Consider the following 14872-nt stretch of genomic DNA (forward strand, 5'->3'; position numbering starts at 1 on the left):
AGATTAAACAGATATGATCGAAGCAGATAGAATTATTAGCAGTCAGGCAAAGATGGATGAAGATGTCATCGATCGTGCGATTCGTCCAAAGCTTTTAGCGGACTATGTGGGACAGCCACAAGTGCGAGAGCAAATGGATATTTTCATTCAGGCGGCAAAATTGCGTCAAGATGCCTTAGATCATCTTTTGATCTTTGGTCCTCCAGGTTTAGGAAAAACGACGCTAGCTAATATTGTGGCGAATGAAATGGGGGTGAATATTCGCACAACATCAGGTCCAGTTCTTGAAAAAGCTGGCGATTTAGCGGCAATGCTGACCAATCTTGAACCCCATGATGTGTTGTTTATTGATGAAATTCACCGTCTTTCCCCTGCGATTGAAGAAGTGCTTTATCCGGCAATGGAAGATTATCAGTTGGATATTATGATCGGTGAAGGCCCTGCTGCACGCTCAATTAAATTAGACTTGCCACCTTTCACATTAATTGGTGCAACAACTCGAGCGGGTTCTTTAACTTCGCCACTACGTGATCGTTTTGGTATTGTTCAGCGTTTAGAATTTTATTCCGTTGAAGATTTAACTTCTATTGTGACAAGAAGTGCCTCTTGCTTAAATCTGGAATTAGAAGATAAAGCCGCTTTTGAAGTGGCGCATCGTTCACGTGGTACGCCTCGCATTGCAAACCGTTTATTGCGTCGCGTTCGAGATTTTGCTGATGTGCGTAATAATGGCATTATTTCGGCAGACATTGCGAAACAAGCGCTTTCAATGTTAGATGTAGATGATGCGGGCTTTGATTACTTAGATAGAAAATTGCTTACCGCAGTGATTGAACGTTTTGATGGTGGACCAGTTGGGGTAGATAACTTGGCAGCAGCAATAGGTGAAGAACGAGACACTATCGAGGATGTTTTAGAACCTTACTTGATTCAACAAGGATTTTTACAGCGAACTCCTCGAGGCCGGATTGCTACTTCGTTAACTTATCGACACTTCGGGCTTCAGAAGCCGTCAGAATAAGACAGATAAAAAAGGACATATTGATATCAATATGTCCTTTCTTTTTGAAACCTGCTTAGTTAGTTTCTTCAGTATAGTTCTTCATGCTATTTAATCTTGCTAAACCCACATCGCAGCTTTTTTGTTGAGTCGCTAATTCCATTTCAAGAATTTGCTGTTTGCTTTGATTAAGTTTACTTTTGATTTTACCGACTTGAGTATGAGTGCCAGGCTGTTTTTCTGCTTGAGCAATCAAATTTTCTGTTTCTTTAAATAACTGTAAACATTGCTGTGGAAATACAGCTTTACTTTCTGCTATAGGTGCTGCAGTAGCAGATAATGCAATAGAACCCAAAAGAGCGGTCAATATTTTATAAATTTTTTTCATTGTTAATCCTAACAAAAGACTTTTACAGAGTGCTTTTTGGGAAAATACCAAAATTTTACAATATTGTCTAGCATTTCTTAGATAAGTTGGGTTTTCTAATTAAATACAACTGCTGAGATGGGTAAAAAGACATCATATTCTATATAGATCAATTTTGATTGCTTTACATATAATGGGGTATTTTGTAATTTATATCAAAAATGTGATCAAACTAACAATTTTTGCTATTTTTTATCCTTATAAATAGTAGTAGAATAGACGCCAGTTCTGAGTGTTTACATTATAATTAGGTAAAGCTCTTTTTCTAAACAAAAGGGCGATTATCGTGTAAATAGTTCAAGCTTGCTTGACGCATTGTGTTGAGTCTTTAGGGGTGGTTATTTTAGGTTATCCTTGGTAATCATAAAGTGAAAATCTTGTAGGTTTATACAAGGAGTTGAGATGTTAGACGTTGTTGATCTCTCACGCTTGCAGTTTGCATTAACTGCGTTATATCACTTCATTTTTGTACCATTAACATTAGGTTTATCTTTCGTTCTTGTGATCATGGAAACCATTTATGTTAAAACGGGCAAAGAAGTATATAAAGATATGACTAAATTCTGGGGTAAGTTATTTGGTATTAACTTTGCTCTAGGGGTAACGACCGGTATTATCATGGAGTTCCAATTCGGGACAAACTGGTCTTATTATTCTCACTATGTAGGTGATATTTTCGGTGCGCCATTAGCGATCGAAGCATTACTTGCGTTCTTCTTAGAGTCCACTTTCGTGGGTTTATTCTTCTTCGGTTGGGATCGTTTAACTAAAGGTAAACACTTACTCGCAACTTACTGCGTAGCCTTTGGTTCAAACCTTTCTGCGATGTGGATTCTAGTCGCGAATGGTTGGATGCAACATCCGGTAGCGGCAGAATTTAACTTTGAAACCGTTCGTATGGAAATGACCAGCTTCTTAGATCTTTGGTTAAATCCGGTTGCGCAAAGTAAATTTTTACATACATTAACAGCAGGTTATACAACCGGTGCAATGTTTGTATTAGGTATCAGTGCATTCTATTTATTAAAAGGTCGCGATATCGGTTTCGCTAAGCGTTCATTCTCTGTAGCGGCAACTTTTGGTTTTATCGCTGCATCAGCGGTATTAATTATGGGTGATGAATCAGGTTATGACATCGGTAAAGCACAACCTGTGAAATTGGCTGCAATGGAAGCTGAGTTTGACACTCATGCAGCACCAGCACCATTCCATCCAGTTGCAATTCCAAATACCGCTGAAATGAAAAATGATTTTGCGATTGAAATCCCTTACTTGGGTGGTTTAATTGCAACGCGTTCTTTAGACACTGAAATTGTTGGTTTGAAAGACATTCAAGCGAAAAATGAAGGTCGTGTTCGTAACGGTATGGTTGCTTATGATTTATTCACGCAATTAAAAGCAGAGAAAAAATCAGCAGGTCAAGTAAATCCAGAAACTAAAGCAAAATTTGATGAAGTCAAAGGTGATTTAGGTTTCGGTTTATTATTAAAACGTTACACAGATAAAGTTGTTGATGCAACGGATGAACAAATTAAACAAGCAGCACGTGATACTATTCCAAACGTAGGTCCTAACTTCTGGGCATTCCGTGGTATGTTAGCCGCAGGTGGTTTAATTATTTTACTGACCTTTAGTGCATTTGTTCAGAATTTACGTAACAAAGTGACTTCTTCTCGCTTATTACTTAAAGCATTGCTTTGGAGTATTCCATTGCCATTCTTAGCGATTGAATTTGGTTGGTTCTTAGCTGAATTTGGTCGTCAACCATGGGCGATTTATGAAGTATTACCGGTGGGTGTGTCTGCCTCTAACTTGAGTGTAGGTGACTTATGGTTCTCTATCGGTTTAATTTGTGTACTTTACTTCTTCTTCATTATTGCGGAAATGTATTTGATGTTTAAATATGCACGTTTAGGTCCAAGTGCATTGAAAACCGGCAAATACTATTTTGAGCAATCATCTAAATAAGCAGGAGATGGATTATGCTTGATTATGAAATTCTACGTATTATTTGGTGGGTGCTAGTTGTTGTATTGCTTATCGGTTTCTCTGTAACAGATGGATTCGATATGGGCGTGACCGCACTTTTACCCGTAGCAGGTAAGAAAGAAGTAGAAAGACGTATTATGATTAACTCTATTGCTCCACACTGGGATGGTAACCAAGTTTGGTTATTAACTGCTGGTGGTGCAATCTTCGCGGCATGGCCGATTGTTTATTCTGTAGCGTTTTCAGGCTTCTATATTGCCTTATTCCTTGTATTAGCCGCGTTATTCTTCCGTCCAATTGGTTTTGAATATCGTGCAAAAATTGATAATCCAACATGGCGTGCTGTGTGGGATTGGGGCTTATTTGCGGGCGGTTTTGTACCTGCATTAGTATTCGGTGTGGCATTTGGTAATTTATTACAGGGTGTACCATTTGAATTAAATGAGCTTTCCCAAGCAACTTATACGGGTTCTTTCTTTGCATTATTAAACCCATTCGCATTACTTTGTGGTGTGTTAAGTCTTGCAATGTTAGTCACTCACGGTGCGAACTGGTTACAAATGAAAACCACTTCAGCATTGCGTGATCGTGCAAGAGCAATTACACAAATCGGTGCATTAGTCACATTAATTACTTTTGTATTGGCAGGGTTATGGCTTTCTTTCAAAGATGGTTATGTGGTGACGAGCACTATTGATCACTTTGCTGCATCTGCGCCGACCTCTGGTAAAGAGGTAGTTGTTGAAGTTGGAGCATGGTTTAGAAACTTCAATGAAAATCCAGCTTTATGGGCATTCCCTGTATTAGCTGTGGTTGGTGCATTATTGAATGTGGTTGCATCTAAAGCAAATCGTTGTGGTTTTGCGTTCTTCTTCTCTGTATTAACAATGGCGGGTGTAATTATTACTGCGGCAGTATCAATGTTCCCATTTGTAATGCCTTCAAGTACTCACCCTGAACAAAGTTTGTTAATGTGGGATGCAACGTCAAGTGAATTAACATTAACCTTAATGTTCTACTTGGCATTAGTATTTGTTACCATCTCATTGCTTTATACCATTTGGTCATACTACAAAATGTTTGGTCGCTTGGATGAAAACTTTGTTGAAGACAACAAAAACTCATTATACTAAGGAGAAACAATATGTTATATGTAATTTGGGTAGTGGGTGTGTTGGCTGCAGTTATGGTGAGTGCTAAATTAACCATTAGTAAAGAAACGTCAGGTAAATTTGACGAGTAATGATGATTTATTCACTCTATCAATTAAGTAATAAGGGTTCCTTGCGGACCCTTTCATTTATTTTAGCGTTATTTTTAACTGCGGCTTTCTTTTTAAATTTAAGTCAATTTTCAACCGCACTTCGAACCGCTCATCCTGCTTGGATACTTGCAATCTTTTGGGGATTGATTAATTTATGGATTCACGGGATTGGATTTGATATTCGTCGGGCAATATGGCAGCTTGTTTTCTTGCCCTTTATTGGTTATTTCACCACAATAATTGCCATTGTTCAGCATTGGTTTTTATAGGAGCGATAGACAAATATTATTATTTGGATCTTGCACATCTTATGAACAGGTTCTAAAATAAGCGGCTTGTTATGGCTGATAATTTGAGCATTATTTTGAATAACCAATGTTTTACCTTTCCTGTTCGTGTTTATTATGAGGACACGGATGCTGGTGGAGTAGTGTATCACGCACGTTACTTACATTTTTTTGAACGTGCGCGAACTGAATATTTAAGAACGCTTAATTTTTCTCAACAATCATTATTGCAGGAACAACAATTAGCTTTTGTGGTCAAAACCATGTCTATTGACTATTGTATTCCAGCAAAATTGGATGATTATCTTATTGTCGAAACTGAAATAACGGTAGTGAAAGGGGCGACAATCCTCTTTGAACAGCGGTTAGTTCGTGATACGGTGATGTTATCAAAGGCTACTGTTAAGGTAGCCTGTGTTGATCTAGGCAAAATGAAACCTGTCGCAATTCCTGAAGAATTAAAAGCGGCATTTTTAAAGTAAATAACTTTTCGGAGTATGCAATGACTGCAGAATTGAACTTTTTAGATCTTTTTCTAAAAGCGAGTATCGTTGTTCAACTTGTAATTGTGATCTTAATTTCGTTCTCAATTATTTCTTGGGCAATCATCATTCAACGTAGCCGTATTTTGACGAGTGCGTTAAAAGAAGCGAACACTTTTGAAGATCGTTTCTGGTCTGGTGAAGATTTAAATAAACTTTATGATGGTTTATCTAATCGTCGTGAGGTATTAACAGGTAGCGAACAAATTTTCTTTGTCGGCTTTAAAGAATTCTCTCGCTTAAAACAAGTGAATGCAGATGCGCCAGAAGCAATTATCAAAGGTACGACTCGTGCAATGAACCTTGCGATGAATCGTGAAGTAGAATCCCTTGAAAGTCGAGTACCTTTCTTAGCAACAGTGGCTTCTGTAAGTCCATATATCGGTTTATTTGGTACCGTTTGGGGGATCATGCACGCATTTATGGCATTAAGTGGTGCGAAACAAGCAACATTACAAATGGTTGCTCCAGGTATCGCAGAAGCCTTGATCGCAACAGCGATCGGTTTGTTTGCGGCAATTCCAGCTGTAATGGCGTATAACCGTTTAAGCTTACGTGTAAATGCGATTGAACAAAATTATGGTAACTTCATTGATGAATTCACCACAATTTTACATCGTCAAGCTTTTGGTAAAGCGCCCCATTAAAAATAAATAAAAAATTGACCGCACTTCATAAATAAAACGAAAAGTGCGGTGGATTTTAGCGAAGTTTTAGAGGAAATTATGGCTCGTCGTCAGCGTAAAGACATTAAATCTGAAATTAATATCGTGCCATTTCTCGATGTTCTTTTAGTTTTAGTGTTAATTTTTATGGCAACCGCGCCGATTATCAGTCAGAGCGTTCAAGTGGAACTCCCTGACTCGGTGCAAAGTCAAAATGTATCAAATGAAGATAAAACACCGGTTATTTTAGAAGTAGCAGGTATTGGGCAGTATTCGATTTCGATTGGTGGTCAACGCCAAGAAGGCCTTAACGAAGAAATGGTAACCCAATTATCAAAACAAGAATTTGATAAAGACAATAACACAATGTTCTTAGTGGGCGGAGCAAAAGATGTACCTTATGAAGAAGTGATTAAAGCACTGAATTTACTACATCTTGCCGGCATTAAGTCTGTGGGTTTAATGACCAACCCAATTTAAGAATAAGTAGGTAAAACCGTGCAGAATAATCGACGAAAAAAACGTGCAAATGAGTTTGTCATCTCTATTGCGATGCACCTTGCATTGTTTGGTTTGTTGATTTGGAGCTCTCTTTATCAAACCGTTGAAATAATGGGTGGTGGAGAAGGTGAAGGTGATGCCATGGGAGCTGTTATGGTCGATACTGGCAGCGCAGCACAGGAATGGGGACGTATTCAACAACAGAAAAAAGGTCAAACTGATAAACAGAAGAAACCTGAGCCTGTAGTTGAAGAGAAAAAACCAGAGCCTGAACCTGAACCAAATCAGCAAGAAATTGCGAAACAAGAAGAGATTAAGCGTCAGCAGGAAATTCAACGTCAAAAAGAACTTGAAAAACAAAAGCAGCAAGAAATTGAAAAGCAAAAGCAAAAACAGCAGCAAGAGCTTGCTCGTCAAGAGGCGTTAGAAAAACAGAAACAAGCTGAAGAAGCAAAAGCAAAACAAGCTGCAGAGGCAGCGAAGTTGAAAGCGGAAGCTGAGGCGAAACGTTTAGCAGCAGCCGCTAAGCAAGCTGAAGAAGAGGCAAAAGCGAAGGCACAAGCTGAAGCTCAAAAAGCGAAAGAAAAAGCAGAAGCAGATGCTAAAGCCAAGGCTGAGGCGAAAGCGAAGGCAGAGGCTGAAGCAAAAGCCAAGGCAAAAGCTGAAGCAGACGCTAAGGCAAAAGCTGAAGCAGACGCTAAGGCAAAAGCTGAAGCAGACGCCAAGGCAAAAGCTGAAGCAGACGCCAAGGCGAAAGCGAAAGCTGAGGCCGATGCCAAAGCGAAAGCAGAGGCAGAAGCAAAAGCGAAAGCGGATGCAGAAGCTAAAGCGAAGGCCAAAGCAGATGCAGCAAAACGTAAAGCGGATCAAGCAGCTTTAGATGATTTCATGAACGGTGGTGACATCGGTGGTGGTAGCGCATCTAAAGGTGGTAATGCGAATAAAGGCGGTACACAAGGTAGTGGTGCGGGACTTGGGGCTGGAGACGGTGGCAAGGTCGGTGACCAATATGCAGGTGTAATTAAACGTGAAATTCAACGTCGTTTCTTAAAAAATCCTAGTTTTGCTGGTAAAGTTTGTAGTATTAAAATCCAGCTTGGCCGAGATGGTACTATTTTAGGCTACCAACGTGTCTCAGGACCTGATGATATTTGTACTGCAGCATTAAGTGCGGTGGCAAGAACGAAAAAAGTTCCAGCGGCACCATCTGATGCAGTGTATGAAAAATACAAAGCGCCGACTATCGATTTTGATATCAATGCTCGATAATCGGTTTTAAGAAAGTAACAACGTTAAAATAAGGTGATTAAATGAAATTGATCAAACGTGTTATCGGGCTATTTGTGATGATGTTTGCATTTGTAAGCACAGCAATGGCAGAAGATGAAGTTCGAATTGTGATTGATGAAGGGGTAGATGGGGCTCGTCCTATCGCAGTTGTTCCTTTCGCAGGTTCTGCACCTGAAAATATTGGTCAAATTGTTGCGGATGACTTACGTAATAGTGGTAAATTTAACCCAATTCCAGTAAGCCAAATGCCACAACAACCAACAACTGCAGCAGAAGTGAAACCAGAGGCTTGGACAGCTTTAGGTATTGATGCTGTTGTTGTAGGTCAAGTGACTTCAACGGGTAGTGGTTATAACATTTCTTATCAGTTAGTTGATACTGTGGGCGCATCAGGTACGCCAGGATCCGTACTTGCACAAAATAGCTATACCGTGACTAATAAATGGTTGCGTTACGGTGCGCACACTGTGAGTGATGAAGTATTTGAAAAATTAACTGGTATTCGTGGTGCATTCAGAACGCGTATTGCTTATGTAGTGCAAAAAAATGGTGGATCACAACCTTATGAAGTTCGTGTAGCAGATTACGATGGTTACAATCAATTCATCGTCAATCGTAGCTCACAGCCAATTATGTCTCCAGCATGGTCTCCAGATGGTAAACGTTTAGCTTACGTATCTTTTGAGAATAAAAAATCACAACTTGTTGTACAAGACCTAGGTTCTGGTTCTCGTAAAGTGGTTGCTTCTTTCCCTGGTCATAACGGTGCACCAGCGTTCTCTCCAGACGGTTCTAAACTTGCGTTTGCTTCTTCACAAGATGGTTTATTAAACATTTATGTAATGGGCTCAAATGGTGGTACACCGACTCAATTAACTCGCGGTGCGGGTAATAATACAGAACCATCATGGTCTCCAGATGGTAGCTCAATTCTCTTTACTTCAGATAGAAGCGGTTCACCACAAGTTTATCGTATGAGCGCAAGCGGTGGTGGTGCATCACCAGTTGGCGGTCGCGGTAGTGCGCAAATCAGTAGTGATGGTAAAACACTTGTGATGATCAACGGTAATAATAATGTGGTAAAACAAGATCTCACCAGCGGTAGCTCTGAAGTATTAAGTACATCTTTCTTAGGTGAAAGCCCAAGTATTTCTCCTAACGGTATCATGATTATTTACAGCTCTACACAAGGGCTAGGAAAGGTGTTACAATTAGTTTCTGCAGATGGTCGCTTTAAAGCGAGTCTTCCAGGAAGTAATGGCCAAGTGAAATTTCCAGCTTGGTCGCCATATTTGACTAAATAAAAGAACTCATTGAGGAGAAATCTAATGAACAAATTTGTTAAATCATTATTAGTTGCTGGTTCAGTAGCTGCATTAGCAGCATGTAGCTCATCAAACAACGATGCAGCAGGCAACGGTGCTAACAACAACGGCCAAACTTTCGGTGGTTACTCTGTTGAAGATCTTCAACAACGTTATAACACCGTTTATTTTGGTTTCGACAAATTCAACATCGAAGGTGAATACGTTCAAATCTTAGATGCTCACGCTGCATACTTAAATGCAACTCCAGCTTCTAAAGTAGTTGTTGAAGGTAACACCGATGAACGTGGTACTCCTGAGTACAACATTGCTTTAGGTCAACGCCGTGCTGATGCAGTTAAAGGTTTCTTAGCTGGTAAAGGTGTTGATGCGGGTAAAGTATCAACTGTTTCTTACGGTGAAGAAAAACCTGCAGTGTTAGGTCATGATGAAGCAGCATACTCTAAAAACCGTCGTGCAGTGTTAGCATATTAATTTTTAGGGAATTTTCATTCTTAGAAAAGGAGAGAAATTCACTCTCCTTTTTTTGTAAAAAATATATCCTGCTATTGGTGAGTGTTCGTGCAGTTGGTATGATTTCTTCAGATTTTTCTTGCATCCAAAAATAAAATCTGTAACATACAAAGCCATAGCAGTATCACGGGTCGTTAGCTCAGTCGGTAGAGCAGCGGACTTTTAATCCGTTGGTCGAAGGTTCGAATCCTTCACGACCCACCATTTCTCATATCATTATTTAACAGGTTGGGTTGTTAGCTCAGTTGGTAGAGCAGCGGACTCTTAATCCGTCGGTCGAGAGTTCGAATCTCTCACAGCCCACCATTAAAAATCTCATCTATCTTATTATTTCCAATAAATTAAGGAAAAAATCAAATATTTTTTAAATTCTTGACTATATTTAACGGTTATTATGTTAGAATATCCACAAATTTAAGTCGGACATAAAATGTTACAAAATATTCGTATTGTTCTAGTTGAAACATCACATAGCGGAAACATCGGTTCAGCTGCGCGTGCAATGAAAACGATGGGATTATCCAATCTTTATTTGGTGTCGCCAAAATCAGTAGATGAACAATCTATCGCATTAGCAGCTGGGGCAGATGACGTTTTGCAAAATGCTAAAATTGTTGATACTTTTGAGCAAGCAATAGAAGATTGCTCCTTAGTGATCGGTACCAGTGCGAGATTACGCCATCTACAGAGTACGTTGATTGAACCAAGAGAATGTGCTGATAAAGCCTGTGCTCATCAAGGTCAGGTAGCGATTGTGTTTGGTCGTGAGCGTGTTGGGCTTACAAATGAAGAATTACTTAAGTGTCATTATCATTTAAATATTCCCGCTAATCCTGAATATTCTTCGCTAAATTTAGCGATGGCTGTTCAGTTAGTCAGTTATGAAATGCGAATGGCATTTTTAGCAAAAGGTAAAACGGAAAATACTCTTTCTACAATAGAAAATATCTATCCCACAACGCAAGAGATAGAGTATTTTTTAACGCATACAGAACGGGTATATAAATCACTTGGTTTCATTCAAAATCAAGGGGTTATGCAAAAATTGAGACGGCTTTATAATCGTTCCTTTTTGGAGAAAAATGAATTGAATATTTTGCATGGGATGCTAAGTGCCGTTGAAAAACGCGTCAATTTGGAAAAAGGGCAAAGTTGACTATTACAGTCAGATATGTAAACTGCCCAAATGATGATTAATAGGAATATTTTATGAAACTTACATCTAAAGGGCGATATGCAGTTACTGCGATTTTAGATATCGCATTACATGCAGGGTCTACGCCAGTTTGTTTAGCGGATATTTCGGAACGTCAAAATATTTCACTTTCTTATCTTGAGCAGCTATTTGCAAAATTACGAAGAGGTGGATTAGTAAAGAGCGTTAGAGGTCCTGGAGGCGGCTATTGTTTAGCTTTACCACTTGATCAAATATCTATTGGTATGGTGATTTCTGCCGTCAATGAGAATATTAATGTCACAAGATGCCTTGGCAAAGGAAATTGCAAAGGTGGAGTAGAATGTTTGACTCATACTTTATGGCAAGAATTAAGTGATCGTATTTCTGATTTTTTAGATGAGATCTCATTAGCTGAGCTTGTTGAGAAAAAAACAGGAAAACATAAAGCTCACAAAGATTTTGATGATTTGGTTGTAGTCAACCAATAATAGGAAAGTAGATCAAAGTGCGGTCAAAATGGTGGCATTTTTGATAGTTATTTAGGAGTGAAAATGAAATTACCAATTTATTTAGATTATGCAGCAACATGTCCAGTTGATGAACGTGTGGCTAAAAAAATGATGGAGTATTTAACCATTGATGGTGTATTCGGTAATCCAGCATCTCGTTCACATAAATTTGGCTGGCAAGCTGAAGAAGCGGTTGATATTGCACGTAATCAAATTGCGGATTTGATTGGCGCAGACTCACGTGAGATCGTGTTTACTTCTGGCGCAACAGAAGCAGATAACCTTGCAATTAAAGGTGCAGCGCACTTTTATCAAACAAAAGGTAAGCACATTATCACCAGTAAAACGGAGCATAAAGCCGTATTAGATACTTGTCGTCAATTAGAGCGTGAAGGCTTTGAAGTCACCTATTTAGATCCAGAAGCAGATGGTTTAATCGATCTTGAGAAATTCAAAGCTGCATTACGTCCAGATACGATTCTTGTGTCAATTATGCACGTGAATAATGAGATTGGCGTTATCCAGGATATTAAAGCAATTGGTGAGCTTTGCCGTGCAAATAAAACGATTTTCCACGTAGATGCGACCCAAAGTGTCGGTAAAGTAGAAATTAATCTTGCTGAGTTACCGGTTGATTTGATGTCAATGTCTAGTCACAAATTGTACGGACCAAAAGGTATCGGGGCATTATATGTTTGTCGTAAACCTCGCGTTCGTTTAGAAGCAATTATCCATGGTGGTGGTCACGAGCGTGGTATGCGTTCTGGTACATTACCTGTACACCAAATTGTTGGTATGGGTGAAGCTTATCGTATTGCAAAAGAAGAAATGGCGACAGAGATTCCTCGTATTAGAGCTTTACGCGATCGTTTATATAATGGCTTAAAAGAAATTGAAGAAACCTATGTAAATGGTTCAATGGATCACCGTGTAGCAAATAATTTGAACATCAGCTTTAACTATGTTGAAGGTGAATCATTGATGATGGCATTACGTGATGTGGCAGTTTCTTCTGGTTCGGCTTGTACTTCAGCAAGTTTAGAACCATCTTATGTATTACGTGCATTAGGTCGTAATGATGAATTAGCACATAGCTCAATTCGTTTCACACTTGGTCGTTGGACAACGGAAGAAGAAATTGATTACACCATTAATTTAACACGTAATGCAGTAGCAAAACTTCGTGAATTATCGCCACTTTGGGATATGTTCAAAGAAGGTATTGATTTAAACACTATTGAGTGGGCAGCCCACTAATTTTCAAGGCGGCTTGACCGCTTGATAGCAACTTATTTAGGAAAGGAAAAGAATATGGCATACAGCGAAAAAGTTATCGATCATTACGAAAATCCACGCAATGTTGGTTCAATGGACAAAAAAGATAATTCAGTAGGAACGGGTATGGTTGGCGCACCGGCTTGTGGTGATGTTATGCAGTTACAAATCAAAGTAAATGATAGTGGCATTATTGAAGATGCGAAATTTAAAACTTATGGTTGTGGCTCTGCGATTGCATCAAGTTCTTTAATTACCGAATGGGTGAAAGGTAAATCTTTAGATGAAGCAGGTGCAATCAAAAACAGCCAAATTGCGGAAGAACTTGAATTACCACCGGTAAAAGTTCACTGCTCAATCTTAGCAGAAGACGCAATTAAAGCCGCCATTGCTGACTACAAAAATAAACAAGGTAAGTAATCAAAGTGCGGTTGAAAATGACCGCACTTTATCAATTTAAGGATCAGAATATGTCTATAACACTCACTGAAAAAGCGGCACAACGAGTTCGTACTTTTCTTGAAAATCGTGGAAAAGGCATCGGTTTACGCTTAGGTGTAAAAACATCAGGTTGTTCGGGTTTAGGTTATGTGCTTGAATTCGTTGATGTGCTCAATGATGACGATCTTGTTTTTGAGCAGCATGGCGTGAAAGTGGTAGTCGATCCAAAAAGCTTGGTTTATTTAGATGGCATTGAGCTAGATTATGTCAAAGAAGGCTTGAACGAAGGCTTTAAATATAACAATCCAAATGTGAAAGAATCATGTGGATGTGGTGAAAGTTTCCATGTTTAAGGAATAAAGATGACAAATCCTTTTGCTATTTTTGATTTGCCCGTTGCTTTCAATGTTGATCAATCGCTTTTGTCTGAACGCTATTTAGTGCTTCAAAAGAGCTTGCATCCGGATAATTTTGTTACGGCAGATGCACAAGAACAACGCATTGCAATGCAAAAATCAACAGAAGTTAATGATGCATTAAAAACCTTGAAAGACCCAATTTTACGTGCGGAAGCAATTATTGCGTTAAATACGGGAGAAACACAGGATTTAGAGCAAAAGAGCACACAAGATATGGCATTCCTAATGCAGCAATTAGAATGGCGAGAAGAGCTTGAAAATATTGAGCAAAGCCAGGATGAAAATGCATTAGAATCCTTTGCGAAACGCGTTAAAAAAGAAACAAAAGAAATGTTGACCGCACTTGAAGAACAACTAAATGAGCAACAATGGTCAACTGCTGCACAGTTCTGTGATAAATTACGTTTTCTAAAAAAATTGGCGGATGAAATTAGCCAAGTAGAAGAACGTCTATTTGAATTATAATCTTGAGGGCGTTTAATACGCCCTTTTCGCTATTGATAAATGAGGAATTGCCCTCATACTAATGAAACTCGATTATGCAAACTTTAGAACAACTGACTGATGCCTCAAAATCTGCTTGGGGAACCATTTCCCAATGGATTGAGCATGCTCGTAATCATTGTGATGTGATTAAAAAAGATCAATCTAGCGCAGAACGTGAGCTTTTCACCATGCAAATGCCCACTTCTTCTCCAATGGGCGCAGTCATTTATGAAACCGGTGGCATTTTAATCCATCATGGTTGGTTGCGTATATTGGGGTCAGGCAGTTTTAAATTACCACGTGGATTAATGGACTGGAATTTTAGCAAATCCTTTAATCAATCAGGTGATAAACCCAAATATTTGCTTGTTGCGGACGATGTCATTGGTGGTTATTTTGCTTTAAATGGTGGTTCTTTAGGTTCTAATCTTGGCAAGATTTATTATTTTTCGCCAAAAAATTTAACTTGGCATGATTTAAATTTTACCTATACGAATTTCTTAGCTTGGGCATTAAATGGTGACATTGAAGCATTTTACCAAAATCTATTTTGGCAAAATTGGCAAGAAGATGTAAAACAACTCGATGGTAACCACATGATTGTTTTTACACCCGAGCTTTCAGAAGATAAGACGACTGATATTAATCAGCGTGAACGACGCGAAGTCAACATTGAAACCCATTACAACGCAAGTTTCACCGAACAAGATAAATTTGCACAAGCTTATTCAGTGGCATAACGAGCCCTTAACGAATTAATTA

The 14872-nt window shown here is 38.9% G+C and carries 18 protein-coding genes and 2 tRNA genes; 19 read left to right on the plus strand and 1 reads right to left on the minus strand.

All coding sequences use genetic code 11. The features are described from left to right. The first annotated feature begins 13 nt into the window (after nucleotides 1–13). Nucleotides 14–1021, plus strand: a complete 1008-nt coding sequence (gene ruvB / locus QQS40_RS05820; RefSeq protein ID WP_289901346.1) for a Holliday junction branch migration DNA helicase RuvB — start codon at nucleotides 14–16, stop codon at nucleotides 1019–1021. Between the two features lie 55 nt (nucleotides 1022–1076). Here ruvB and QQS40_RS05825 read toward each other — a convergent pair whose 3' ends face one another. Then, on the minus strand, nucleotides 1077–1388 hold the full coding sequence (locus tag QQS40_RS05825; protein WP_289901345.1) for a DUF5339 domain-containing protein: 312 nt from the start codon (nucleotides 1386–1388) through the stop codon (nucleotides 1077–1079). Between the two features lie 441 nt (nucleotides 1389–1829). Between QQS40_RS05825 and QQS40_RS05830 the strand changes: the two genes are divergently transcribed. The 18 genes from QQS40_RS05830 to QQS40_RS05915 all read left to right on the plus strand — a co-directional run bounded on the left by QQS40_RS05830 (nucleotide 1830) and on the right by QQS40_RS05915 (nucleotide 14850). Further along, on the plus strand, nucleotides 1830–3395 hold the full coding sequence (locus tag QQS40_RS05830) for a cytochrome ubiquinol oxidase subunit I (protein WP_289901344.1): 1566 nt from the start codon (nucleotides 1830–1832) through the stop codon (nucleotides 3393–3395). 14 nt (nucleotides 3396–3409) lie between these two features. After that, nucleotides 3410–4549, plus strand: a complete 1140-nt coding sequence (gene cydB, locus QQS40_RS05835) for a cytochrome d ubiquinol oxidase subunit II (protein ID WP_289901343.1) — start codon at nucleotides 3410–3412, stop codon at nucleotides 4547–4549. 112 nt (nucleotides 4550–4661) lie between these two features. Beyond that, on the plus strand, nucleotides 4662–4949 hold the full coding sequence (gene ybgE / locus QQS40_RS05840; protein WP_128788031.1) for a cyd operon protein YbgE: 288 nt from the start codon (nucleotides 4662–4664) through the stop codon (nucleotides 4947–4949). A 71-nt stretch (nucleotides 4950–5020) separates the two neighbouring features. Beyond that, nucleotides 5021–5449, plus strand: a complete 429-nt coding sequence (gene ybgC, locus QQS40_RS05845) for a tol-pal system-associated acyl-CoA thioesterase (protein WP_225852609.1) — start codon at nucleotides 5021–5023, stop codon at nucleotides 5447–5449. 20 nt (nucleotides 5450–5469) lie between these two features. Then, complete coding sequence (gene tolQ / locus QQS40_RS05850; protein ID WP_049356471.1) at nucleotides 5470–6156, plus strand: protein TolQ; 687 nt, start codon at nucleotides 5470–5472, stop codon at nucleotides 6154–6156. 78 nt (nucleotides 6157–6234) lie between these two features. Then, on the plus strand, nucleotides 6235–6654 hold the full coding sequence (gene tolR / locus QQS40_RS05855) for a colicin uptake protein TolR (protein WP_014064913.1): 420 nt from the start codon (nucleotides 6235–6237) through the stop codon (nucleotides 6652–6654). An 18-nt stretch (nucleotides 6655–6672) separates the two neighbouring features. Beyond that, nucleotides 6673–7944 (plus strand): cell envelope integrity protein TolA, encoded by a 1272-nt coding sequence (gene tolA / locus QQS40_RS05860; protein ID WP_329504287.1) that lies wholly within the window; start codon nucleotides 6673–6675, stop codon nucleotides 7942–7944. A gap of 41 nt (nucleotides 7945–7985) precedes the next feature. After that, entirely contained in the window at nucleotides 7986–9269 is a 1284-nt protein-coding gene (gene tolB / locus QQS40_RS05865) for a Tol-Pal system beta propeller repeat protein TolB (RefSeq protein ID WP_128787635.1), read from the plus strand. Nucleotides 9270–9293: 24 nt separating this feature from the next. Beyond that, a complete protein-coding gene (pal, locus tag QQS40_RS05870; protein ID WP_014064916.1) occupies nucleotides 9294–9764 on the plus strand; it encodes a peptidoglycan-associated lipoprotein Pal in 471 nt (156 codons plus the stop codon). Nucleotides 9765–9931: 167 nt separating this feature from the next. Then, nucleotides 9932–10007, plus strand: a tRNA-Lys gene (locus tag QQS40_RS05875). Between the two features lie 26 nt (nucleotides 10008–10033). Beyond that, a tRNA-Lys gene (locus QQS40_RS05880) sits at nucleotides 10034–10109 on the plus strand. A 124-nt stretch (nucleotides 10110–10233) separates the two neighbouring features. Beyond that, nucleotides 10234–10959, plus strand: coding sequence for a tRNA (cytosine(32)/uridine(32)-2'-O)-methyltransferase TrmJ (gene trmJ / locus QQS40_RS05885; protein ID WP_128787633.1), 726 nt, complete (start codon nucleotides 10234–10236; stop codon nucleotides 10957–10959). Nucleotides 10960–11012: 53 nt separating this feature from the next. Next, nucleotides 11013–11468, plus strand: coding sequence for a Fe-S cluster assembly transcriptional regulator IscR (gene iscR, locus QQS40_RS05890; RefSeq protein ID WP_128787632.1), 456 nt, complete (start codon nucleotides 11013–11015; stop codon nucleotides 11466–11468). Between the two features lie 63 nt (nucleotides 11469–11531). Next, a complete protein-coding gene (locus QQS40_RS05895) occupies nucleotides 11532–12746 on the plus strand; it encodes an IscS subfamily cysteine desulfurase (RefSeq protein ID WP_128787631.1) in 1215 nt (404 codons plus the stop codon). A 54-nt stretch (nucleotides 12747–12800) separates the two neighbouring features. After that, entirely contained in the window at nucleotides 12801–13184 is a 384-nt protein-coding gene (gene iscU / locus QQS40_RS05900) for a Fe-S cluster assembly scaffold IscU (protein ID WP_005696665.1), read from the plus strand. Between the two features lie 50 nt (nucleotides 13185–13234). Further along, on the plus strand, nucleotides 13235–13558 hold the full coding sequence (gene iscA, locus QQS40_RS05905; protein WP_032822628.1) for an iron-sulfur cluster assembly protein IscA: 324 nt from the start codon (nucleotides 13235–13237) through the stop codon (nucleotides 13556–13558). A 9-nt stretch (nucleotides 13559–13567) separates the two neighbouring features. Next, complete coding sequence (gene hscB, locus QQS40_RS05910; protein ID WP_128787630.1) at nucleotides 13568–14089, plus strand: Fe-S protein assembly co-chaperone HscB; 522 nt, start codon at nucleotides 13568–13570, stop codon at nucleotides 14087–14089. Nucleotides 14090–14163: 74 nt separating this feature from the next. Next, nucleotides 14164–14850 carry a DUF2625 domain-containing protein gene (locus tag QQS40_RS05915; RefSeq protein ID WP_128787629.1) on the plus strand — a complete coding sequence of 229 codons (687 nt, stop codon included), beginning with the start codon at nucleotides 14164–14166 and terminating at the stop codon, nucleotides 14848–14850. The last annotated feature ends 22 nt before the right edge of the window (nucleotides 14851–14872 follow it).

It is taken from the genome of Haemophilus parainfluenzae, from assembly GCF_036288925.1.
In the GTDB taxonomy this organism is placed as follows: domain Bacteria; phylum Pseudomonadota; class Gammaproteobacteria; order Enterobacterales; family Pasteurellaceae; genus Haemophilus_D.

Coding starts and splice junctions, on each gene's coding strand:
- ybgC (WP_225852609.1), top strand. CDS start 5,021: ATGGCTGATAATTTGAGCATTATTTTGAATAACCAATGTTTTACCTTT.
- tolB (WP_128787635.1), top strand. CDS start 7,986: ATGAAATTGATCAAACGTGTTATCGGGCTATTTGTGATGATGTTTGCA.
- iscA (WP_032822628.1), top strand. CDS start 13,235: ATGTCTATAACACTCACTGAAAAAGCGGCACAACGAGTTCGTACTTTT.
- QQS40_RS05915 (WP_128787629.1), top strand. CDS start 14,164: ATGCAAACTTTAGAACAACTGACTGATGCCTCAAAATCTGCTTGGGGA.
- QQS40_RS05825 (WP_289901345.1), bottom strand. CDS start 1,388: ATGAAAAAAATTTATAAAATATTGACCGCTCTTTTGGGTTCTATTGCA.
- iscU (WP_005696665.1), top strand. CDS start 12,801: ATGGCATACAGCGAAAAAGTTATCGATCATTACGAAAATCCACGCAAT.
- ybgE (WP_128788031.1), top strand. CDS start 4,662: ATGATTTATTCACTCTATCAATTAAGTAATAAGGGTTCCTTGCGGACC.
- ruvB (WP_289901346.1), top strand. CDS start 14: ATGATCGAAGCAGATAGAATTATTAGCAGTCAGGCAAAGATGGATGAA.
- tolR (WP_014064913.1), top strand. CDS start 6,235: ATGGCTCGTCGTCAGCGTAAAGACATTAAATCTGAAATTAATATCGTG.
- hscB (WP_128787630.1), top strand. CDS start 13,568: ATGACAAATCCTTTTGCTATTTTTGATTTGCCCGTTGCTTTCAATGTT.
- QQS40_RS05895 (WP_128787631.1), top strand. CDS start 11,532: ATGAAATTACCAATTTATTTAGATTATGCAGCAACATGTCCAGTTGAT.
- QQS40_RS05830 (WP_289901344.1), top strand. CDS start 1,830: ATGTTAGACGTTGTTGATCTCTCACGCTTGCAGTTTGCATTAACTGCG.
- tolQ (WP_049356471.1), top strand. CDS start 5,470: ATGACTGCAGAATTGAACTTTTTAGATCTTTTTCTAAAAGCGAGTATC.
- trmJ (WP_128787633.1), top strand. CDS start 10,234: ATGTTACAAAATATTCGTATTGTTCTAGTTGAAACATCACATAGCGGA.
- cydB (WP_289901343.1), top strand. CDS start 3,410: ATGCTTGATTATGAAATTCTACGTATTATTTGGTGGGTGCTAGTTGTT.
- pal (WP_014064916.1), top strand. CDS start 9,294: ATGAACAAATTTGTTAAATCATTATTAGTTGCTGGTTCAGTAGCTGCA.
- iscR (WP_128787632.1), top strand. CDS start 11,013: ATGAAACTTACATCTAAAGGGCGATATGCAGTTACTGCGATTTTAGAT.